Origin of the sequence: Streptomyces sp. CA-210063 (assembly GCF_024612015.1) — a bacterium.
In the GTDB taxonomy this organism is placed as follows: Bacteria; Actinomycetota; Actinomycetes; order Streptomycetales; family Streptomycetaceae; genus Streptomyces.
In genome coordinates this window covers 5,111,764-5,132,783 of record NZ_CP102512.1, presented here as the reverse complement: position 1 = coordinate 5,132,783, position 21,020 = coordinate 5,111,764, and the positions used below count along the sequence as shown (strand labels likewise).

Here is a 21,020-nt window from a genome sequence, read left to right as displayed (position 1 = left end):
GGGGCTTCTTCACGCAGCGAGCAATGCCATCCAGCCCGTAGCCGCACAGCCGGCCCTACAGGTCCACACGTGATGCGCTGTCGTCACCCCGCCTCAGAACCACATACGCAGGCCGGAACGGCAGACCGCGCAGGACTGGCTCCATGACCTCGAAGAGAGCATCGGCATCCGGCCCATAGGCGAACACGACAGCTTCGCCACCTCCGAACTCGTTCCCGTCGACCTCACCGACGAGTGCCTCCTCGACCGCTGCTCCCATCGCGCTGAGCCCTGACGGCTCACTGGTCGAGCGGGACGGCCTTTAGCTCGCGTCCGCTTCGTCCCGAAGCAACTTGGGCGGGCGCGCGACCATGGGCCAGGGTGCCCCGCACCTGCTGCCATGGTCCGCTGGTGTGCGCCCATGTCCATCGCTGTACGCAGGCATTGTCACGCAGTTGGACACTCAGCAGGGGCTGTTGCAACGCGTCGTCGCTGTTGTCTGGGGAATTGGCAGCCGTCATGGTGATGCCTATGCCTGGACAGAGGAAGAGGAATCGGCAAGCACGCGAGGAACGCCAGCGAGCCTCCGCGGCCCTGGCGGCCGGATGGCGCTGGGAAGTCATCTGCGAAACGGAGGACTCCGACCAGCTCCGGGCGCGGCTGCGCAGCCTCCAAGAGGAACGACCTGGTACCGACCCCTCCCGAGTGCGAATCGACACACTGTGCGGGCGGCTGAAGCACCCGACTACCTACCGGTTGAGCGTGCTTGTGCCCCAAGGGACGAGTGAGTGAGTCAGGGACCCGCGGGCAGTAGGGCTCGATGACAGAGTCAGGCCCGGCGCAACGGGGTATCGGAGCACCAGTCTGGAAGATCGCGTAACCAGGCTGGGCTGACCTGGGAAGACGCTGACCTACGCGTTCCCAGAACGCTCGCCGACGGTCCCCGTTGTTCCCCGTCATTCACCGTCATTCACCGTCCGATCGGGCACCCACGCAGGGGGCATGTGCGCCGCCAGTCCGGGGTGCGGGCGGGGTCCGCTTACCTGTCAGGTCATCGACCCCAATGCGTCGGCATGCCATGCTCCCGGCGTACGGAGCTCGACCGACCGGAAGGACGACATGCCCGCGTACGCCATAGCCCACTTGCAAGAGGCCGCTCCGCACCCGGAGATCGTTGAGTACATCGAGCGCATCCCCGCCACCTTCGAACCGTACGGCGGACGCTTTCTCGTGCACGCCACGCAGCACGAGGTGAAGGAGGGCAGCTGGCCCGGGCACGTCGTGGTGATTGGCTTCCCCGGGATCGACGAGGCGCGAGCCTGGTGGGACTCACCCGCGTACCAGGAGATCGCACCGCTGCGCTCGCGGCACATCGAGGGCGACATCATCCTGGTCGAAGGCGTCCCCGAAGGCTACGACCCGACTGCCACCGCAAAGGCGATGCGAGAGGCCCTGCCTGCCGAGTAGCCATCGGGCTCTCTATGACCGAGTCAAGCATCATCGATCTCGAAAACCGTCGTGGCAGCGATGTCACCGTGGGTTCAAATCCCACACCCACCGCACGATGAGCAGTGAGAACGTCCCCTGACCTGGGTGTTTGGTCGGGGGACGTTCTCATGCTCTGTCACCGTGTGTGCCCGGTGTTCCCCGAGGTTCCCCGGCAGATCGGGCACGGGAAGGGCACGGTCAGTTGCTGCGGTGGCGGTACTGGGCTCCTACGCCACCGACTGCGATCAGTAGGGATGTGAGGGCGGCGGCATCGGCATAGGCGGCCGCGGCGGTACCCATCGACGGCCATGCGATCACGACGAGAACGATCACGACGATCAGCCATGGTTGCGACTTGTGGTTTGACAGGTCCTGCGGGGTAAGGGTCACACTCATTGTTGGACCTCCACGAGGTTCGGAACCCGCCCTGCCGTGCACGCCTAGGAACCTGTTCGGCGAGGGCGGGTTTCTCTGTGTGCGCGGTTCGGCCCATGGTGGCTCAGAATCGGCGGTTCGCAAATTCGATCTCGGCTATTCGGACACCGATTTGCCTGTCACAGCGAGGAGTTGTGATTGGGATCACCCAGTGTGAGTGCCGAGCATGGCTGACCGATCGTTCGGTCAAGCTGCGCGTCAGATGCGCGTGGCCCTGCGGTTCGTCAGCCCGCAGTGTGTCTTCCACCCCTCGGCGGTGAGCGGCCTGTCGGAGACCAGGGCGGTGGCGAAGTGCTCGGTGAAGTCGGCGGCTTCCCGACGACTTCCGCGCTGGCACCGCTCGGTAGGTCCCAGACCGGCGCCATGAGGCCGTGTACGGGTGAAGAGAGTCAAAAGTGAGCCCTTAGCTTGGGAAGCTAACCTCGGGCTTTCGCGAGCGGCTTGTGCGGGTCTTGATCAGATAGCCGGAGAGTACTGCTGAGCTGCAACGATGGGGCTTGCCGGGAGTTCTGTCCGCTGTGAAGGGAGGAACACTCCCCAGGTGAACGAGCGCATCGGGCCCTTCTCGCCTGTCGGAGCCCTTGTGGGCGGCGGAGGCGTAGGCACCCACAAAATGGCTGGTCACGGTGCGGCCTGTGCAGGATCCTGAGCGTATGCCTCGGCGTCTGATGTTCGTGCAGTTGAAGACCGGTTACAACACCGACCGTGGACCCTCGTGGATCGGATGGGTGGACTTCTCGAAGACCTGGAGCACGGCGTACTTTCATGGCCGGACACTGCGCCGGGCAGCGGGGATGTTCGACGCGAACTTCTACGACGTACAGACCAACGAGGAGTTCTGGGTCTCCGCGCCGAAGCGGGACCGCACGGACACCCGCTACGGCCCCTCCAACCCTGAAATCGAGCCGGACGCCGTCGAGACCTATCACGCCTTCCTGGAGGGTGCTGCCCTGCCAGGCCGGGAAAACGGCTAGCCGCGCGCCCTCGCGAGTGGGCCTGTCCGAGTCTTGATCAAATAAATGGAGAGTGCTGCTGACCTGCAACGATGGGACTTGTCGAGGGTCCTGTCACTGCAAGGAAAGAAGCACTCTCCAGGTGAAGAAGAGTAACGGGTCGTACCCGCGTGTCCGTGTCGAGGGCGGCGGCCGTGGAGTTGTTGCCCAGGCCGGGGCCGTGCTCCTGGTCGAGACGGTCCGCAAGTCCGGCCTGGACGCCGCGATATCCGCGGCGCTGGCGCCGTGGCGCAAGCCGCGGGCCGTGCACGATCCGGGCAAGATCCTGCTGGATGTGGCGCTGGCCGTCGCACTCGGCGGCGACTGTCTGGCAGACGTCGGCATGCTGCGGGCCGAGCCGGCTGTGTTCGGTCCGGTGGCCTCCGATCCGACCATCTCCCGCCTCGTCGACGCGCTCGCCGCGTCCGGTCCGAAAGCTCTTGCGGCGATCCGGGGCGCACGTTCCGAAGTGCGTCGGCGAGTCTGGGAGTTGGCCGGGGCAAGCAGTCCGGCCGCCGACGGCCAGGTGATCGTGGACATCGACGGGGTGCTGGTCCTCGCGCACTCCGAGAAGCAGGACGCCACCCCGACCTGGAAGAAGACCTTCGGTCATCACCCGCTCGTCGCGTTCGTCGACCACGGCCCAGCCGGGTCCGGGGAACCGGTGGCCGCCCTGCTGCGGCCTGGCAACGCGGGCTCCAACACCGCCGCCGACCACATCGAAACCGCCCAACTCGCTCTGGCCCAACTGCCCAAACACCTGCGGCGGGGACGGCAGACACTGATCCGCACCGACTCCGGCGGCGGCACCCACGCCTTCCTGGACTGGCTCTCCCGCCGGGGCCGGTGGCTGTCGTATTCCGTCGGAATGACCATCACCGACGCCATCCACCAGGCCGTCCTGAAGATCCCGAAGAGGGCGTGGACGCCGGCCTACGACGCCAGCGGCACCGAACGGCCCGGAGCCTGGGTCGCAGAGGTCACCGACATGCCCGACCTGACCACCTGGCCCACGGGCATGCGGCTGATCGTCCGCAAGGAACGCCCGCACCCCGGCGCCCAGTTGCGCCTCACCGACCTCGACGGACTACGGCTGACCTGCTTCGCGACCAACACGAAAGGCGGCCAGCTCGCCAGCCTCGAACTGCGTCACCGCAGGCGGGCCCGCTGCGAGGACCGCATCCGAGGCGCCCGCGCCACCGGCCTGCGCAGGCGCCAGGGGCACCGGGCCCAAATTGATCGCTCGCCAAGTGCCCCGCAGAGGTCGGCGGAGCGGCTTTGGGGTGGCGCTGCTTTGGCGCGAGTGATCATGTCCCCGTAAGCTTCTGGCGCGTCGGGCAGTCTGTGGACCTGCCCGGTAAAGCACGACGTTGGGGCCATGATCTGCGAGGCTCGCGCCAAAGTGGCTCCGTAAAGCCGTGGAGCCGACCGCACCAGCCGCGACGTGCCCCTTCTCTGACGGCAAGCGGCTAATTGCTGTGCGCGCGGCACGGGCGCCGGCCGGGCTGGAGCGGGGCGGAGACAGGAGCGCAGGCCCGGCCGGGGGCCGGGCCGCGCGCGGGGAGCGGAGCGAGCCGCCTTGAGAGTTCAGTGGAGAAAGTTGTAACTCAGTCGGTCTGCTGGGATCACTTGGGCACTGTCAGCACCATGCGGCTATCGACCTTCTCGATGACATGCCCCCTGGGGAGTTCGCTCTCTGGCGTGTCTACTGGATGGACGGTCATGCGCGGTGACGCCGTGCGGGCGGTCCCCCAGGCTGTGATGTGGGCGATCAGGTTGTGGGCTAGGGCCGTTCCGTCGGGGCCGTAGCCAACCGCGCCAAGTTGCGAGCGTAGTTCGGGGTCTGCCTCGTCCCGCTTGGCGATGAGATACGCGAGGGAGTTGCCGGAGACAAGGACGGGGCTCCGGCTGGGGATGGCGGGGCGTCGTGCAGTTTCTTCCGCCAAGGCTTGCTTGGTGACCTCGATACGGCAGACCGTGTCGTCGGAGGCTGTGGCACGCAGCCAGATGCCGTCGAAGGTTTCCTGGCTGCTTACTCGCGTCTGCGACCACTGCTCGGTGAGCGGGGTGGAGAACACCTCGCCCAGCCGGTCGGGGTCGACCGGCTGGTCCTGGTCGTGGTGGAGGCGGACGGTGCCGTTGGCCAGTTCGGTGGTGCGTTCGCCGGTCTGGCCGACGATGGGGACGAATCCGCAGAGTTCCATGTCGTCGGATACGAAGATGTTGCCGTGGCGGGTGAGGGCGATGGAGCGGGTCTGGCCGCGCCAGCGGAGGGGGAGGACGAGTCGGCCGCCGTCGGCGAGTTGCTGCCACCAGGGGGCGGGGATGTCCCAGAGACCGACGGTGGCGATCATTCGGCTGTAGGGAGCATGCTCGGGTGCGCCCTTCAGACCGTCCCGTTCCATGACCCTGACGTCTTCGTAGCCGGTGCGGTTGAGGGCCTCGCGGGCGTGCAGGGCGACTCCGGGGTCGATGTCGATGGTGGTGATCTGTCCCTTGGCGCCGACGAGTTCGGCGAGGAGGGCGGCGTTGTAGCCGGTGCCGGCACCGATCTCCAGGATGTGGTCGCCGGGCTGGGGGTTGAGTTGGGCCAGCATCATCGCGACCGTGGAGGGCACGGAGGCGCAGGACAGGGCCAGGGGGCCGTTGGGGTTGTCCTCGATGGTGACGGCTTGGTTCGTGTAGGCGTCGGCCTGGTTGAGGCCGGGCAGGTGGAGGTCGCGGCGGACGGTGCGCAGGGCTTGCTCGATCGGTGCGGGCAGCGGGCGTTTGGCGATGATCTCGTCCACGAGCTGGTTGCGGAGGTCGTCGAGGGCGGGGGTGTTGTTCACCTTGGCTCTTTCAGTCGAGGAGGAGACAGGTATCCCAAGCGGGGGCGGTAGCGCGGGTGGCGTTCAGGTCGTGGAGAGCGAGGAGGATTCCATCCGCACCGGTCAGGAGTCCGGCGGTCTCGGGGAGCGGGTGCTTGGCCACGTGAGTGGCGAAATGGGAGTGGAGAGACGGCAGAACCCGTCGGAGTGCGCTGTCCTGCGCTGTGTCGGCGGCCGAGCGTTCTGCCGCGAGGCAGATTCCGGCCCAGCCGTGGCAGACCGTGGCGTTGTCGACGTGGGCGAGTTGTTCGGGATCAGAGGCACAGGTCATGAGGGCGTCCTCGGCCAGGCGTTGGGTCGTCGTACGCGAACACTCGATTGCCGCGAGTTGTAGGGCGCGTGCGATGCCGGGTGTGCCATAGCACCAAGATGGTCTGCCGGGGCGGGCCGGTACGGGTGATCTGTTGATCCATGAGTCGAGAGTGACGGTCTCCGGCCAGGAGACGGCGCCGTTGGTTAAGCAGTGCGCTCGCTCTTCCAACAGACGGCAGATGTCCGTGAGGGCTGGGAGTTGACCGGCAGTGGTGTGCCCGGCGCGAGTGCTCAGGGCAAGGAGGGCGATGGGCCCGGCGACACCATGCGCCATGCCGAAGTTGCCGTGCCCTGTTGGCCAAGCAGCGTCGGTCCGACCGCTCGGGCTGTCCGAGGTCCACCAACCCGGTACTTCCTCGCCGTTGACCGTGATCGCCTGCTGGAGGAGGCGGACCAGGTAGCGCAGGACATCGTCGAGCAGTGCCGGTTGCGTACCTCGGTGCAGAAGCAGTGCACCCAGTCCCGTCAGGCCTGAGATCAGGTCGTACTCCCACATGCGTGGTGGGCGGCCTGTCTCCATTCGGCGATGAGCGTCCGCGAGGCGTGTGCGTACGAGCTTGGCGAGCGCGTCATCGAGGCTGCCGAGTGCGGAGCGGTAAGCCGGGTGGCCCGCTGTCTGGAGGACGTAGGCCACGGCCGGTGCCCCGCGATAGAGGCTCGCACCAGCGGGATGGACGGCCACCGGTTGTCCCGCCAGAGTCGCTGTGGTGGTGGCCACTGTGTCCCACTGCCCGCTGTCCCGGGCAAGGACTGCCTGGTAGAGGGCGGTCCCGGCGAGGCCGCGACCCAGGTCGTGCACGAAGTCGCTCACCGTGCTGCCCCCTGCGCCAGGAGGGAGCGGCATGCCTGCCGGGCGGCATGTCGGCATGCTGCCTCGGCTTCGCGGCCCGGGCCCATGATGCGGTTGTGGTGCATGTGCAGTAGCGACTCCAGCACCGGACCAGTCTGCTCGTCGGTGAGATGGGATCGGTACTCGGTGAGGGCGATGCGGCGCTGTTCGTACGCTGCGGACAGGCGGGGTGTCCTGGTTGGGCGTTGTGGGACGGCTTCAGTACGGGTGTGGTGAAGCGTCTGGCGGGTGACGCTGAGCAGGCCCTGGCCACGAGCGGGTGTGGTGGCCAGCCAGTGGACGCCTTCCTCGCCACCGAGGAGTCCGCGGGCGGTGTCGATCATTCCGAGTGCGCACAGCACGTGCCGGTCAAGGCCTGGCAGGTCGGTGAGTGCGGTCCGGGCCGCGTCGCTGTCGGCAACGAACACGGCCTCGGCGGATTCCAACGCCGGTCCGGTGCCGTAGCGGCCGAACTCGGGCCGGTATCCGTCGAAGACGAGCCGGGAGATGAGGGATTCCCTCTGTAGGTTCGCGGCCCAGCGCGCGACGGCCCGTATCACCGCCGTGTGTTCCCCTGGGCTGTGCGCGGCGATGCGCAGCCGGAGGTGGTCCTCCTCCTGCGCGGTGCGGTAGCGCACGAACCAGCTGTTGGGGCCGCCCAGCGGTCCGAGAAGGCCGGGCAGACCGCGGGTGAGGATCTGATCCATGAGCGTCGGGTGGGTGAACAACTTGGCTTGTACCCACGGCTGTTGGGGGTCACCTGGCATCGGCAGCATCCGGTTGGTCACGATCGGGGCTGACGTCAGGTCGGGGTGGGGCAGGGGCGGCCGGGTCGAAGTGAGCGGCAGCGTGAGTTCGTGGGCGTGGCCGATCCAGCCGAAGGCCTGTTCGTCGGGGGCTTCGAGCAGTTCGGCGTTGCCGTGGCGCCGGAGGTGGCTGTGGAGGAGGCGGGCGTGCAGTGGTTCGCTCAGGTCCAGGCGCAGGGTGCGGTCGTCGTCCCGCAGCTCGACGAGTTGCGGGCACTTCCACATCCGTGCCCAGTCGGCCATGGCCGACTGCCAGGCAGGTTGGAAGGGCCCCGGCGGAAGGTCGGCGTCGGCCAGGCGCCAACGGGCCGGGGAGAGGATCGACTTGCGGTAGCGGACCCGCGGTAAGTACGGCATCCCTGCCGCGAGAGGTCCCCAGTCGAACTGAGTCCACGCGGTGGCGAAGCCGCGCCCCAACAGAGCGATGAATCGGGCGATAGGCGGGGCCTGCTTCTCCAGCGCGAGCGGGTGCAGGACGACCGGCTCGACGACACGGCGCCGCGAGATGCACACCAGGTGCAGCCGTTTGCTCGTCGACATCACCGCCAGGTCATCGAGCGGGATCAGATCGTTGGCCGGGTCCCGGTGCTCGCCAACGGGAATCACGTACGACAGTAGAGCTGGGATGCGGGCTACGTTTTCGGCGTGCGGATGGAGCGGTGCGAAGGAGAGCTGGGCGGGTAGAGCGCCGTCGACCAGGGTGGGCAGCCGTCGATACACCTCGTCGAGGCCGCTGTCGGGGAGGGCGGTGGCGAACCGGCCGGTGAGCGTGCCGGTGCTCCAGGCGGGACGTACGGACACGGTGAACTCACCTTGGTCCAGGGCCTGCGTCGACGTCGCGTGCACGCGCACCGCCATCTCGACGTGCGGGGCGATGGCCTCGTCGTCGCGGCTGGTGTGGGCGCACAGTTCATCGAGGTCCGCGTCCGTGAGTCGGATCTCCCGGGCGCCGGTGAGCGCCGCCTGCCACGCCCTCGCCATCAGCAGCTCATCGCGCGGAAGTGCCTTCGACGTGATCTCTGGCCACAGCGACATCGGAAAGTCGGCCGGCAGGCCCACCCCAGCGGCCAGATCGACCGCATCCTGAAGCGGGATCAGGCTTCCGGCGCCGTACCGCTCCCAGAACAGGCCGTGGTACGCAGCCCACAGAGGCTTCTCGCCCACGTTCCGGGTCAGTCGGAGCAGCGCCACCGCAGCTCGCTCGGCCTCCTCCAGCAGCGGCGTTGGGATGCGAACCCTCGCGTCGAGTCGTAGGTCGACACTGAGTCGCACCCGGCCTCGGTCGCTGATGCCGTTCATGCGCTGCTCGGCCGTATCGCGCAGCACCTGTGCAGCGGCCGGATCGTCTGCCACGTCATGCTCGGCGAGCAGCCGACAAACAGCGGCCAAGTCGTCGAGCACACCGGCTGTTTCGGGCTTCAGGTGATCCATGTGGGAACGTAGGACACTCAGCATGTGCCCCAACGGGTCAGGCTCCGTCAGTGGCGCTGACAGGTCGCTGATCAGAAAGCTCGCCTCCAACGTGTCCGTGAGGAGCCGTGCGATCTGATCCGCCGTGCCGCCCAGCGCGATCAGTTGATCGGTGATCTCCTGGCACGGAACAGGGTGTCGCGTGGCCAGCGCGAGGACCGTAGCGAGCGGTCGTGTGATGGGAACGCTCGCGATACGGCCGCCGGACAGGGGCAGCATCAACACGTCGCCGTGCCTGGTTGCCAGGTCGTTGACCTGCAAGGTCAGGCGGGAAAGGACGTCAGGACGCCGCTGGAGGTCGCGGCGGACATGGTCGAGCCAGAGCGTGTCCGGGCGGGCGATGGCACGATGGCCGGTACCCACTCGGGCCTCGGCAGAACCAGATTCCGCGGGGGTCACGCCGGCGAACAGACCGAACGGCGTGGGGCGTCCAGCGGCGCGCAGGAGGTACCGGGCGACTGCAGTCGTCGCCTTCCGTAACCGCTTCGGTTGGACGTCGGCGTCCTCAAGGATGTGGTGGACGGCTCGCGCGAGTTGGGGAGACGCAGCCCGTACTGCGGCAGCGAACGGCGGGCGCGCCCAGATATCAGCAAGCCACCGGCGGCAGTCGGGCGGATCGTCCAGGGTGGGCCAGCGGGTCTGCTGGGTGGTGAGCGGGAGGACAGCGGCCCGCAGCAGGAGCGCGTCACTGCGTTGGAGCAGTCTCGTCTGCCTCATCGTGGGTTCCCGTTCGGCTAGGTCGGTGTGGGCAGGGCGGTAGGCCATGCCCACACCGGTTCCGACGTGTGGGTCAGCTCGTGCAGGAGGAGGCGCAGGTGGACTCGCACCCGTCGCTGGTGTCGCAGTCCTCGGCTACCGGCATCGGCGCGTCCGTGATCGCGATGGTGAGCTGCCAGTCGTCGGTGATTGGTGCCGTCTCGGTCGTCGCGATTGCCATTCCAGTACCTCCGAAGGGATGGTTGGGCCGTCCACGGGAGGCGCGGACGGGGGAGCGCGGGACCCCCGCACCCGGCTGCCAAGGACTTGCATGCAACTGGCTGCGCGGATACCGCGTCAGGCACGCCAAGGAACCGTCATGCAGGCTGGCTCGCCCGGCGGACGGTCTACGACCTGCGACCTGCGTGTCGGCCATCCTCGACAGGAACCCTTTGACGGCGCCTGTCGAGGGTTCGGCCCGACGGTCCTTCCGCTCGTAGGGGTTACGCGCGGCTCATAATGTGGGCGATTCCGGGCGAGGCCTGAACTGCCTGTCGGCAGTCCGGTGCGGCCGGGGGCGCTGGCTGGCCGTCGAGGGCGCGGCACAGGGCGGCGTGCAGATGTTCGGCTTCGACGAGGGTGAGGGTCAGCTCGGTGTCCGTGGCGTGCCCGCCGGCGAGGAAGAGCCGCAGGGGTACGGCGAGATGTTCGTTGCCAGTGCGGCGCACGGGTTGCCCTGGAGTGCGCTCGATGGTCCAGCTCATGACGTCGCCTTCCCGATTCGGGTGAGGCGGTAGGTGCCCCAGAGTTGGCGTCCGTCCTCGCAGCCGTCCTGGGCCTTGGGGGTGCCCTTGCAGCCGCTGGCGCACTTGCGGGTGTGCTCGAACCACAGCCGGTAGGCGCGGAGCATGGGGATCTCGGCAGGAGGTGCGGCGGGCCGCCCGTTATGGACGTCGGTCATCGGCACGCCTCCTCTGCGAACCGTGCTGCGGCGCGAGCGCGTTGGTGTACCTCAGGCGCCAGGAGATAGGTGCCTACGAGCGTGCTCGTGATGTCGTCGGCGGAGATGGCGGGTAGGACGGTGGGCGGCCACGGGCGTGAGGTGCGGCGGCGACGTGCGCTGGCGAGGATCGCGGCCCACATCTCGGGTGAGGGGGTGCGAAGAGACAGGCCCGGGAGTGTTGTAGGAGTTGCGGGGACGGCCGTGTCGCGGGCCGTGTCGTAGTCGGGGTGGGGCGGTCCGAAGAGCACCCTTCTCACCCACACGATTGCCCGTGATACACAGTGCATTGTCGACTCCATTGCAGTCGGCCGTGCCCCGGGAGGTAGCCGCCTCGCCGGGGTATGGCGTTGTTCCGTGCGGATTCCACGGTCCCGTTCCCGTGATGGAGGAGAAAAGGAAAGTTCGGGGCGGACCACTTCACGGGAGCGGGAAACTTCTGTTTCACGGTGCGCTTCCATGTCGCTACGGTGGGTTCGTCATTGTGGGGACGGAGGGCTCATGTCGGCTCAACACCAGCCGAATCTCACGCTGCGACGGCTCATGACCGAGTACGGGTTCACGAGGGAAGGCCTCGCGGAGGCTGTGAACGCGGCGGCAGAGCGGACCACCCGTCAGCCCGGCAATTGCAGCGCGCGCCTCGTCGGTTACTGGCTGAGCGGAAGGGTCTCCTGGCTGAGGGACCGCAGCCGTATCCCGCTGGAGGAGGTGTTCGGCCGGCCCGCCGAAGAACTCGGTTTTCGGGCTCCCGCCTCACAGGGCGAGGGAGTTACCGTGCGGAGGAGAACCCGCACCCCGCCCCAGGATGTGCCCGTGCGACGCCGTCAGTTCATCATCGGCCTGACCGGAAGTCTGCTCGCCCTGCCGCCGCTGCCGGAGTCGGGGCGGCTCGGTGTGAGCGACGTGGACCGTGTGCAGGCCGCCGCCGCGAGGCTTCACCAGATCGACGACGTGCACGGGGGAGGGCAGCTGTCGGACATCGCGGCGCGGTACATCAAGTACGTAGAAGATGCTGCCCGTCGCTGCACGTACGGCGGAAACGTGGAGGTGCGTCTCCACCGAGCGCTCGGTGAAATGGCCACCAGCGCCGGGTGGTTCGCCTTCGACGCGGGTCAGCAGGACAAGGCCCGACGTTGGTGGGATGCCGGGTTGCGCTACGCCCTGCTGGGCCGGGACAAGCCGCTCCAGGCTCGGATCTGGTCGTCGATGTCGCACCAGGCATGGCAGTTGGGACATGGCGGTGAGGCCGTCTCGATCGCTCGCGCGGCGCTGGAGGAGACCAGGGGGCGCAGGGACGGGCAACTGTCGTCGCTGCTGCATTCGCGGGTTGCCCAGGGGCACGCGCTTCAGGGTGAGTCCGGCTGGTGCGCACGGTCCCTGTTACGCGTCGAGAAGGAGTTCGACCGGGAGCCGGTCGAACCGCAGAGATGGCTGGCGTTCTACAACGTCGGCGAGTTGTCAGCCACGGCGGCCCTGTGCTTTATGGACCTGGGGCAGTACGACAAGGCTGTCGGCGCTGCCCGCGCGTCCCTGCGTGCCGTGCAGTCGGGCCCGTACCGGCGTAATCAACTTGCCTCCCACGTGCGTCTCGGTCGCGCCCTGTCAGCGGCTGGCGAATTGGAGGAGGCCGTGGCGGTCGGCAACGAAGCACTCGCACTTCTGCCGGAGGTACACAGTCCCCGGATCGGCGGACGCCTGAGGCAGCTACGGGACGAACTGGTCGACCGTGCTGCACCTGATGCGATGGAATTTTCCGAACGATACGAGGCGGTGGCCCCATGACCGTAGACCTGCTGACGACCAGCTACTACACCGGCGCACAACTGGCGGAGATCCGCGGAACCCTCCTGGATGTGTACGCCGACGTGTACGCGGAGGACATCGCCACCAATCCGTTCTTCTCCATGGAGCGTTTCGAGGAACGGTTGGAAGGTCATGTCGCAGCTGGTGGCTGGGGGTGCGTCGTCGCCGATGTCGGTGGTGACGTGGCCGGCTTCACCTACGGGTTCACGGCTCGCGATGACGTGTCGACGTTCAAGCTGTGCGAGAACATGCTCCGCGAGCGGTGGCGTAAGCGCGGCATCTCCCGGGTCATGCACGACGAGTTGATGAGCCAGCGACAGGAAAAGCGCGCTGAACTGCTTGTACGCCGGGAGCGGCCGCGGTTGCGGGTCATGTACGAGACCTGGGGGTACGAGCATGCGGGGGAGAAGCTGCCGTTCCCTGACTCCCCGCTGTACGACGTCATGGTCCTCGCCCTGCGCTGAAGCCGACGGCATCCTCGCCGGGACCGGACTCGCCATCGACCTCCCGCCACCATCACCCCGAAGCGCATGGTCAGTTAATCGGTTGCATGCCACCGAGACGGGGTGTCAGATCCCGGCTATGACGATTGTGCTGAGTACGCCGACGGCCGACGGGGTGCGCGAGGCTCTTGCGGCGCTGCGGGAGTGGCAGCATGACGAAGCGCCGATGCAGCTGCATCCCGGGGACATCGGCTGGAACTACCGGTTCGGAACGGCCGAGACGGCCGCGGCGGTTCGGACCTGGAGCCGGGACGGACGGATCCTCGCTGTCGGGATGCTGGATTCGCCGACGCTGGTGCGGATGACGGTCGCTCCCGACGCTTTCCAGGACGAGGACTTGGCGCGGCGGCTCGTCGAGGACTTCTCGCTGCCTGAGCGCGGCGTGCTGCCGGAAGGAGCGGTGTTCATCGAGGCGCCGCAGGGCCTGCTGCTCCACGATCTGTTGACCAAGGAGGGCTGGGGTGTCGACGAGCCGTGGACGCCGCTCTTCCGCGACCTCGCCGAAGCGGTGGAGGACCCCGGTGTGTGGATCAAGGCGATCGGCCTGGAGCAGGCACAGGACTTCGCCGCCGTGCTGCGGTCCGCGTTCAACACGACGAAGCCCACGCGCGAGTACCGGCACGAGATGTCCGCGGGACCGTTCTACGCCGACGCCCGATGCCTGGGTGCTTACGACCAGGGCAACCCCGTGGCGGTGGTGACCGTCTGGTCGGCCGGCCCGGGGAAGCCGGGACTGGTCGAGCCGATGGGCGTCCATGCGGACCACCGCGGCCGCGGCTATGGCCGGGCGATCACCGTCGCCGGGGCGGCCGCACTGCGGGAGATGGGCTCGTCGAGCGTGCGCGTGTGCACGCCGAGCTCCAACGTCGGCGGCGTCGCGACGTACAAGGCGGCCGGGTTCGCGGCGAGGCCGGAGATCGCCGACCGGATCCGCAAGGTCTGACGTCGTCTGACGTCGCAGTCGCCTCCCTCCACCTTGCCAACGCGCTGACCCGTCACGGACAGCCGCGCGCGGCCACAGCGCAACCTGTCAGCCCGGCGCGACACCCGCCATGACATCCGCGCCCGCGATAACATCCGCGATCTGATGTCGACCGGTAAGGGGGAGGGGACCGTGACGGCCATCGCGGTGACCGGGCACCTGGAGCTGGCCGAGGGCACTGTCCCTCTGGTGCGTGCGGCTTTGGGGGACTTGCTCCGGCCGTACGCCGGTGACGGGCGGCTCGTCGGGGTTTCCTGTATCGCCAAGGGGGCCGACACGCTGTTCGCCGAGGCCGTGCTCGCCGTCGGGGGGCGGCTGGTCGTCGTCGTGCCCTCGCGGGACTACCGTCGGAGCACCGTCGAGGCTGAACACGGAGCTTCCTACGACCGGCTTGTCGAAGCCGCCGAGGAAGTCCTCGTCCTTCCCTATGCGACGGCCGACCGGCAGGCGTACGAGGCCGCCAACGCCGTGCTCGTCGAACGGGCCGATCGGCTCGTGGCCGTGTGGGACGGTGCGCCGCCCACCGGCAAAGGCGGTGGCACTGCCGATGCCGTTCTTGAAGCGCGGGCGGCGGGTATCCCGGTGGACGTGGTGTGGCCGGACGGGGCCGCTCGCCGAGGCTGAGGGACTTGGCGGGAACGGAACAGGCGGGCCTGCTCCAGGCTTTCCCGCCGTCGCTCGGATCACACGGCCAGGGCAGCGCCGGCCGCCGCGGTTTCACCCGGCAGGGGCGTTCCCGACTTGTTGGTCACCAGGCTTACGTTCTCGACGAACAGCTGGAACAGCAGCTGGCTCGGGCCGACTTCCCTTCCCCTCTTGCCGTTGGCGCCCTGTGCGACAGCCACACTGAACGGCTCGTTTTCTTCTGGCTTCACTCCGAGGTAACCGGGCAGCGTTCCTTCGTTCGGGTTCGCATTCTGGTATTCTCCGCCATTCGCCTTGCGGATCAGTTCGGATTTATAGCTCGGGCCGAGGGCCATGTATTCGGGATCGAAAAGAAGCTCGTGTGCGCCAGGCTTCAGTGTGAACTTCAGCAGGACTTGATACGCGTCACCCTCCATGTTGTGGTATGACTCGGCCTGACCCTTGTCGCCCAGGTGAGCACCGACGGTCATGCCCTTGTGATTGGTCTTGAACTCCTTCGATGACCCACCGTCGTCCGCCACGTATTGCAGGGCGTCAATCTGTGCGGTGCTGCCCCAGTATTCCAGGGCGCTCCGCGCCTCGCCCACGCTCATGGCCCTGAACAGCTCCAGCTTTCCGGACGTCGGCGATTTGGCCTGGAGTTGACGCAGGAGATCCGGGCCGACCCTCTGGATGATTTCATCCATCGTGCGCCCCGGGGACGCCTTACTGCTCTTGGCCTTGCCCTTACCCTTCTTCGGCGGCTTGGCCGCGGCCATGAGTTCCGCTTTGGTCTTGACCATCGCTGGTGTGGCCTTACCGTCCTGGCCCACCACCCCTGCTTGACGTTCCCAATGCTCGGTCGTCATGACGTTTTGGGGGTTTTCCGGGTTCTCGTGGTCGTAGACGCGCTGTACGGAGGGGAGGGGGGCCGACGGGTGGGAGGGCGGCGCCACTTGGCGTTGCAGGTTCGGAGCGGCTTGGGGGTCGGCCGCCAGGGCCCTGCCGGCGTTCGCCTCGGCTTCGCGCTCGAAGCGGTCGGACGGGTCGGAGACCTTCAGTCCGTTGCCGGTGTCGGTGCCGGCGACCGGGCCTTGGCGTTGCTGGATGACGTGGGTGAGTTCGTGGGCCAGGGTGTGCCTGTCCCCGCCGCCGTCTCCGAGGACGACGTGGTGGCCGCTGGTGTAGGCGCGGGCGCCGACCTCGGCGGCGGAGGCCTTGGCCGCGGCGTCGTTGTGGATACGTACGTCGGAGAAGTCCGCGCCCAGACGCGCTTCCATGTCGGTGCGGGTGTCGTCGTCCAGCGGCCGGCCGGACGTGCGCAGCACGTCGTGGACGGCGGAGCGCTGCACCGCGGGCTGCTCCGCGGGTCCGAGTCGCTGTTCGTTCTCCTGGTGGCCGCATCCGGCGCTGTGCTCGTGCTGTTCCTGCGCCCAGGGGTGACCGGCCTTGCGGAGCATCTGGACGACCGCGCCGTTGCCCGCACCGGCCGGCAGGCCGAGCAGGTCACGCAGCTGCGCGGACGCGGCGGACGTGGCGGCAGCGGGCTTGCGGGCCGCCGTACGGCTGCCGGCGGCCCCGGAGTGGTCGGCCTTCTCGTGTTCCTGCACGGGAGCCCCTTTTCTGGCGCGAGATCGTCAACTTCCCTGCGTACGCGGCGGGGAGTCACCGGCGCAAGGTACGGAAGGGCAGCATGAACCGACCGGACGGGCAGCGGCCCCACCGCCACCGGGCTCCCCGCGGACCACAGCCACGGCTACGGCCACGGCCCCGGCCATGTCCGGTCGGGCCTTGCCGGGGCCGACGTCAACTGCCGCCGCGGCAGCACGACATGAGGCCCGGGAGACAGCTCCCGGGCCCCTCACCTGTGCGGGCTGAACCCGCCGGTCTCAGGTCGCCGTCGTGAGGATGACCAGTTGCTGCGTCGCTCGGGTCATCGCGACATAGCGGTCCACCGCTCCTTCGATGCCGACTCCGAAGTCCTCCGGGTCGAGGAGGATCACCAGGTCGAATTCGAGGCCCTTCGACAGCTCGGGGGTGAGGGAGCGGACGCGGGGCGTCGTACCGAGGGCCGTGGGGGAGGCCGTACGGGATGCGGGGTCGGCGATGACGCAGGCGATTCCGTCGGCGTGTTCCGCGAGCCAGGTGTCGAGGACCGGGTCCAGGTCCGAGGCCGGTCCGTGTACGACCGGGACGCCGCCGCTGCGGATGGACGTCGGGACGTTGGCGTCGGGGAGCGCGGCGCGGATGACCGGCTCGGCCTCCGTCATGATCTCTTCCGGGGTGCGGTAGTTGATGCTCAGGGACGCCAGGGTGACCCGGTCGAGCCCGATCCGCTCCAGCCGCTCCTGCCAGGATTCGGTGAAGCCGTGCCTCGCCTGGGCGCGGTCGCCGACGATCGTGAAGCTGCGGGACGGGCAGCGCTGCAACAGCATCTGCCATTCCGCCTCGGTCAGTTCCTGCGCCTCGTCCACGACGATGTGGGCGAAGGGGCCGGAGAGCAGGTCCGGGTCCGCGGTGGTCAGTTCGGACTCGTCGACCAGGCTGACCTTGGCGTCCTCGCCGCGCAGCATCGTCACCAGGCCCTCGCCGTCGTCGGCGTCGGCGCCGGAGTTCGATACGGCCTCGATCAGGTTGTCGACGACCTGTTCCATGCGCTCGCGCTGGGCGGCGATGGTGGCCGCGTGCCGGCGCTTGCGCTGGGCCGTCTCCGGGTCGCCGAGGCGTTGGCGGGCCGCGTCCAGGAGGGGGAGGTCGGAGACCGTCCAGGCCTGCGGGTCCTCGCGCTGCAACCGCCGCACTTCCTCCCGGCTGAGCCAGGGCGCGCACATACGGAGGTAGGCGGGGACCGACCACAGGTCTCCGACCAGGTCGGCCGCTTCGAGGAGGGGCCAGGCGCGGTTGAAGGTGGTGACCAGTTCCCTGTTCTGCAGGAGGGACTTGCGGAGGAGGTGGGGCGGGGCGTCGCCGTCGTGTTTGTCGGTCAGGATCGTGAGGAGTTCCTCCCAGACCTGGTGGCGGGCCTCGTTGTGCGGGGTGCCGGGTTCCGCCGCTTCGAAGGCCGCCGTCCAGTCGTCGGCGCTCAGCCAGATGTCGGACCAGTGGGTGGTGACCGTCATGCCCTGGGTGGGCGGCTCCTCGTAGAAGCGGACGGCCTTCTCGATCGAGCCCACCAGGTCCGCCGACGACTTCAGGCGGGCCACCTCCGGGTCGGGCTCGATGCCGGCCGCCGCTCCCTCGGTGACCAGGTCCCGCAGGATGCAGGTCTGTACGCCCTCCTCGCCGAGGCTGGGGAGGACATCGGCGACGTAGGAGAGGTACGGGCGGTGAGGGCCTACGAAGAGGACGCCGCCCCGGCGGTGGCCGAGGCGGGGGTCGGAGTGGAGGAGGTAGGCGGAGCGGTGGAGGGCCACGACCGTCTTACCGGTGCCGGGGCCGCCGTCCACGACCAGGGCGCCGCGCGAGCTCGCCCGGATGATGGCGTCCTGGTCGGCCTGGATGGTGCCGAGGACGTCTCGCATCCGCTCCGACCTGTTGGTGCCCAGGCTGGCGATGAAGGCGGACTGGTCGTCGAGGGCGGCCGCGTGGTGGTCGGTGAGTCCGTCCAGTTCGTCCGGGGAGAACACCTCGTCCCAGTAGTCGGTGATGCGGCCGCTGGTCCAGCGGTAGCGGCGGCGGCTCGTCAGGCCCATCGGGTTGGCGTGGGTCGCGCCGAAGAACGGCTCGGCCGCCGGGGAGCGCCAGTCGATCAGCAGGCGGCGGCCCGTCGTGCTGTCCGTGAGGCCGAGTCGGCCGATGTAGACGGGCTCGGAGTCGTCCGTGCTCACCATGTGGCCGAGGCACAGGTCCAGGCCGAAGCGGCGCAGGGTGCGCAGACGGGCGGTCAGGCGGTGGATCTCCGTGTCCCGGTCCATCGCCTGCCGGCCCAGGCCGCCGGGTGCCTTGCGCGCGGCGTCGAGCTGGGCGGTCACCTCGGCGATCGACTGCTCCAGGCACTGCGCGAGGGCCGCGAAGTGCCGCCCGTCGTCGGCGATCAGCTCCGGGTCGGCCTTGGCGGAGAGACGGTCGGGGAGGTCGAACGCGCTGGTGGTGGTCGGGGGGTTCACGTTATTGACTCCGAACGCTCCGAGTGTGGGGTCGCTTACGACCTTGGGTTCTGCTCGATGGCTCTGCTGTGACCATGGGTTCTGTTCGATGGCTCTGCTGTCACCATGGGTTCTGCTCGATGGCCCAGCCGTGACCATGGGTTCTGGCTGTACGGGCCTGCCGTGACCTTGGGTTCTGGCTGTACGGGTCTTCCCTGACCTTGGGTTCTCGCCCTACGGTCCTGCCGTGACCATGGCTTCTGGCTCGGTGGCCCAGCCGCGACCATGGGTTCTGGCCCTACGGTTCTGCCGCCACCTTGGGTTCTGGCTCGACGCTCCTGTTCGTTCACGGGGTCCTGGCCGGCGGACCTCGCTCGACGACCCCGCCGGGATCACGTGGACACCGGCCGTTTTCTCTCGCCGGGATCAGGCGGACACCGGCCGTTTCTCCCGCCGGGATCACACGGACACCGGTCGCTTCTCCCGCCGGGATCACGTGGACACCGACCCTCCATCCTGGCTGATCGTGTCAAGGAGCAGTTTCGCCGCCACCATCGCCCCGTCCGTACGGACCATCCCGGCCACGGCGGTCGCCCGGGCACGCGTCTCGGGCGCCAGGGCCACCTCCAGCGCGGCCGACAGGGACTCGAACGTCGGGGCCGGGCCGTCGTGGGCCACGCCGATGCCCAGGTCGGCGACCCGCCCCGCGAAGTATGGCTGGTCCGCGAACTGGGGCACCACCACCTGCGGCGCGCCCGCCCACGTGGCCGCGGTCGTCGTACCCGCGCCGCCGTGGTGGACGACGGCGGCCACCCGGCGGAACAGCGCGTGGTGGTTGGCCTCGCCGATGACGAAGCAGTCGTCCCGGTCGTCGACGAGGGCGAGGCCGGCCCAGCCGCGGGAGACGACCGCGCGGCGGCCGTGCGCGCGGATCGCCTCGACGGACGCCCGGGCGACGTCCTCCGCGCCGCCCAGGACGATGCTGCCGAAGCCGACGTACACCGGGGGTGTGCCGGCGTCCAGGAACGCGGTCAGCCCGGCCGGCAGCGGGCGCTCATCCGGCACGATCCACGTACCGGTCTGTACGACATCAAGGTCAGGCTCCTGCCCCGGGCCCGAGGCGGAGCCCGGCGCCTCCTGCCCCAGCCCCGAGGCGGAGTCCGGCGCCTCCTGCCCCGGGCCGAAGGCGGAGCCCGGCGCCTCCTGCCCCAGCCCCGAGGCCGAGTCCGGCGGCCCCTGCCCCAGCCCCGAGCCGGACCCCGACGCCTCCCGCCCCACCCCCAAGGCGGAGCCCGACCGCTTCTCCCGCAAACCTGAGGCGGAGCCCCCCGCCCCCCGCCCCACCCCCAAGGCGGAGCCCACCCGCTTCCGCCACGGATCCAGGACCGGGTCCGTCCCCAGCCACGGGCGGTCCGTGAAGACATGGTCGCGGACGTCGTCGACCGGCGGCAGGCCGACCGACTCCCGGTGGGCGTTGATCACCTCGCCGAACAGTTCGTTCGCGCTCCGGGCGTCCAGGTCCCACAGCACGCGGTTGTCGGTCACGTCCGGGGGCAACGGCCGGCCCGGCCGCTGCATCGGCGGGTGGTGCGGCGAGGGCAGGGAGATCGACTGGAAGCTCGCGTACACGTAGGGGATGCCCAGTTTGTCGGCCACCGACCGCACGCAGGCCGCGGCCGGGAGCAGACCGGTCGCCACCAGCACATCGCAGCCCTCGGCCGCCTCCGCGACCGTGTCGAACTGCGCGAGCAGCTCGGCCGCGCGCCGGGGCACGCCGTCCGCCGTCGGCGACGTCGCCGCGGTCATCAGCGCGCGCACCGACCGGCCGAACGGCACCAGCGGTACGCCGACACCGGCCAGCCGCCGCTCGAACTCCTCGTCCGGCGGCGCGCACACCCGCACCTCCGCGCCGAGTTCACGCAACCGCATCGCGAGTCCCGCCACCGGTTCGACGCCCCCGCGCGAGTCGTAACTCGCCAACAGCACACGCATGTGCGCGCCCCCATTTCCTCGCGGATTCCGGCTCAGGCCGGAGATTCTGCGGCACGACGGGGGCCTTGCCGCAAGCCCCCCGGTGCGCTATAAGTTGAGAGTGGCAAGGAGTGGGTTACCTCCTTGCCTTTGCTTTTGACCCGGCACCCCGAGG

At 68.8% G+C, this 21,020-nt stretch carries 16 protein-coding genes and 1 pseudogene; 7 read left to right on the top strand and 10 right to left on the bottom strand.

The window, feature by feature from the left end:
- Window positions 1–1,098 precede the first annotated feature (1,098 nt).
- Window positions 1,099–1,446: a DUF1330 domain-containing protein gene (locus JIX56_RS22265; protein WP_257542963.1), complete on the top strand. Its 348-nt coding sequence runs from the start codon at window positions 1,099–1,101 to the stop codon at window positions 1,444–1,446.
- A 219-nt stretch (window positions 1,447–1,665) separates the two neighbouring features.
- Here JIX56_RS22265 and JIX56_RS22260 read toward each other — a convergent pair whose 3' ends face one another.
- Complete coding sequence (locus JIX56_RS22260) at window positions 1,666–1,863, bottom strand: hypothetical protein (RefSeq protein ID WP_257542962.1); 198 nt, start codon at window positions 1,861–1,863, stop codon at window positions 1,666–1,668.
- A 692-nt stretch (window positions 1,864–2,555) separates the two neighbouring features.
- On the opposite strand from JIX56_RS22260, the gene JIX56_RS22255 reads away from it, so the two are divergent.
- Together JIX56_RS22255 and JIX56_RS22250 are read left to right on the top strand one after the other, a co-directional pair.
- Window positions 2,556–2,876: a hypothetical protein gene (locus JIX56_RS22255; RefSeq protein ID WP_257542961.1), complete on the top strand. Its 321-nt coding sequence runs from the start codon at window positions 2,556–2,558 to the stop codon at window positions 2,874–2,876.
- 121 nt (window positions 2,877–2,997) lie between these two features.
- Window positions 2,998–4,119: pseudogene (locus JIX56_RS22250) on the top strand (IS1380 family transposase); the annotation flags it as partial.
- A gap of 400 nt (window positions 4,120–4,519) precedes the next feature.
- On the opposite strand, the gene fxlM reads toward JIX56_RS22250, so the two are convergent.
- The 6 genes from fxlM to JIX56_RS22220 all read right to left on the bottom strand — a co-directional run bounded on the left by fxlM (window position 4,520) and on the right by JIX56_RS22220 (window position 10,838).
- On the bottom strand, window positions 4,520–5,725 hold the full coding sequence (gene fxlM / locus JIX56_RS22245; protein ID WP_257542959.1) for a methyltransferase, FxLD system: 1,206 nt from the start codon (window positions 5,723–5,725) through the stop codon (window positions 4,520–4,522).
- A 10-nt stretch (window positions 5,726–5,735) separates the two neighbouring features.
- Window positions 5,736–6,887 carry a lanthionine synthetase C family protein gene (locus JIX56_RS22240; RefSeq protein ID WP_257542958.1) on the bottom strand — a complete coding sequence of 384 codons (1,152 nt, stop codon included), beginning with the start codon at window positions 6,885–6,887 and terminating at the stop codon, window positions 5,736–5,738.
- On the bottom strand, window positions 6,884–9,898 hold the full coding sequence (locus tag JIX56_RS22235) for a lantibiotic dehydratase (RefSeq protein WP_257542957.1): 3,015 nt from the start codon (window positions 9,896–9,898) through the stop codon (window positions 6,884–6,886). Before JIX56_RS22235 ends, JIX56_RS22240 begins: the two co-directional genes overlap by 4 nt.
- Window positions 9,899–9,971: 73 nt before the next feature.
- Window positions 9,972–10,118 (bottom strand): FxLD family lanthipeptide, encoded by a 147-nt coding sequence (fxlA, locus tag JIX56_RS22230; protein WP_257542956.1) that lies wholly within the window; start codon window positions 10,116–10,118, stop codon window positions 9,972–9,974.
- Between the two features lie 262 nt (window positions 10,119–10,380).
- The gene (locus tag JIX56_RS22225) at window positions 10,381–10,641 is read right to left on the bottom strand and encodes a hypothetical protein (RefSeq protein WP_257542955.1); all 261 of its coding nucleotides are present in this window, start codon (window positions 10,639–10,641) and stop codon (window positions 10,381–10,383) included.
- Window positions 10,638–10,838 carry a hypothetical protein gene (locus tag JIX56_RS22220; RefSeq protein WP_257542954.1) on the bottom strand — a complete coding sequence of 67 codons (201 nt, stop codon included), beginning with the start codon at window positions 10,836–10,838 and terminating at the stop codon, window positions 10,638–10,640. The genes JIX56_RS22225 and JIX56_RS22220 overlap by 4 nt, the downstream gene beginning before the upstream one ends.
- Window positions 10,839–11,378: 540 nt before the next feature.
- On the opposite strand from JIX56_RS22220, the gene JIX56_RS22215 reads away from it, so the two are divergent.
- From JIX56_RS22215 to JIX56_RS22200, 4 genes are all read left to right on the top strand, one after another.
- Complete coding sequence (locus tag JIX56_RS22215) at window positions 11,379–12,659, top strand: tetratricopeptide repeat protein (protein ID WP_257542953.1); 1,281 nt, start codon at window positions 11,379–11,381, stop codon at window positions 12,657–12,659.
- A complete protein-coding gene (locus JIX56_RS22210) occupies window positions 12,656–13,144 on the top strand; it encodes a GNAT family N-acetyltransferase (RefSeq protein ID WP_257542952.1) in 489 nt (162 codons plus the stop codon). Before JIX56_RS22215 ends, JIX56_RS22210 begins: the two co-directional genes overlap by 4 nt.
- Before the next feature lie 118 nt (window positions 13,145–13,262).
- On the top strand, window positions 13,263–14,126 hold the full coding sequence (locus tag JIX56_RS22205; protein WP_257542951.1) for a GNAT family N-acetyltransferase: 864 nt from the start codon (window positions 13,263–13,265) through the stop codon (window positions 14,124–14,126).
- A gap of 171 nt (window positions 14,127–14,297) precedes the next feature.
- Window positions 14,298–14,789: a hypothetical protein gene (locus tag JIX56_RS22200; protein WP_257551026.1), complete on the top strand. Its 492-nt coding sequence runs from the start codon at window positions 14,298–14,300 to the stop codon at window positions 14,787–14,789.
- Window positions 14,790–14,848: 59 nt separating this feature from the next.
- Here the strand turns inward: JIX56_RS22200 and JIX56_RS22195 are convergent, their stop codons facing one another.
- The 3 genes from JIX56_RS22195 to JIX56_RS22185 all read right to left on the bottom strand — a co-directional run bounded on the left by JIX56_RS22195 (window position 14,849) and on the right by JIX56_RS22185 (window position 20,866).
- Window positions 14,849–16,399, bottom strand: coding sequence for an eCIS core domain-containing protein (locus tag JIX56_RS22195; RefSeq protein WP_443031854.1), 1,551 nt, complete (start codon window positions 16,397–16,399; stop codon window positions 14,849–14,851).
- 279 nt (window positions 16,400–16,678) lie between these two features.
- On the bottom strand, window positions 16,679–18,895 hold the full coding sequence (helR, locus tag JIX56_RS22190) for an RNA polymerase recycling motor ATPase HelR (RefSeq protein ID WP_257542950.1): 2,217 nt from the start codon (window positions 18,893–18,895) through the stop codon (window positions 16,679–16,681).
- A 471-nt stretch (window positions 18,896–19,366) separates the two neighbouring features.
- A complete protein-coding gene (locus JIX56_RS22185) occupies window positions 19,367–20,866 on the bottom strand; it encodes a glycosyltransferase (RefSeq protein ID WP_257542949.1) in 1,500 nt (499 codons plus the stop codon).
- Window positions 20,867–21,020 lie beyond the last annotated feature (154 nt).

What these genes read in the sequence shown, in the direction of transcription:
- JIX56_RS22265 (WP_257542963.1), top strand. Translation starts at nt 1,099, where the DNA reads ATGCCCGCGTACGCCATAGCCCACTTGCAAGAGGCCGCTCCGCACCCG.
- JIX56_RS22260 (WP_257542962.1), bottom strand. Translation starts at nt 1,863, where the DNA reads ATGAGTGTGACCCTTACCCCGCAGGACCTGTCAAACCACAAGTCGCAA.
- JIX56_RS22255 (WP_257542961.1), top strand. Translation starts at nt 2,556, where the DNA reads ATGCCTCGGCGTCTGATGTTCGTGCAGTTGAAGACCGGTTACAACACC.
- JIX56_RS22235 (WP_257542957.1), bottom strand. Translation starts at nt 9,898, where the DNA reads ATGAGGCAGACGAGACTGCTCCAACGCAGTGACGCGCTCCTGCTGCGG.
- fxlA (WP_257542956.1), bottom strand. Translation starts at nt 10,118, where the DNA reads ATGGCAATCGCGACGACCGAGACGGCACCAATCACCGACGACTGGCAG.
- JIX56_RS22225 (WP_257542955.1), bottom strand. Translation starts at nt 10,641, where the DNA reads ATGAGCTGGACCATCGAGCGCACTCCAGGGCAACCCGTGCGCCGCACT.
- JIX56_RS22220 (WP_257542954.1), bottom strand. Translation starts at nt 10,838, where the DNA reads ATGACCGACGTCCATAACGGGCGGCCCGCCGCACCTCCTGCCGAGATC.
- JIX56_RS22215 (WP_257542953.1), top strand. Translation starts at nt 11,379, where the DNA reads ATGTCGGCTCAACACCAGCCGAATCTCACGCTGCGACGGCTCATGACC.
- JIX56_RS22210 (WP_257542952.1), top strand. Translation starts at nt 12,656, where the DNA reads ATGACCGTAGACCTGCTGACGACCAGCTACTACACCGGCGCACAACTG.
- JIX56_RS22205 (WP_257542951.1), top strand. Translation starts at nt 13,263, where the DNA reads ATGACGATTGTGCTGAGTACGCCGACGGCCGACGGGGTGCGCGAGGCT.
- JIX56_RS22185 (WP_257542949.1), bottom strand. Translation starts at nt 20,866, where the DNA reads ATGCGTGTGCTGTTGGCGAGTTACGACTCGCGCGGGGGCGTCGAACCG.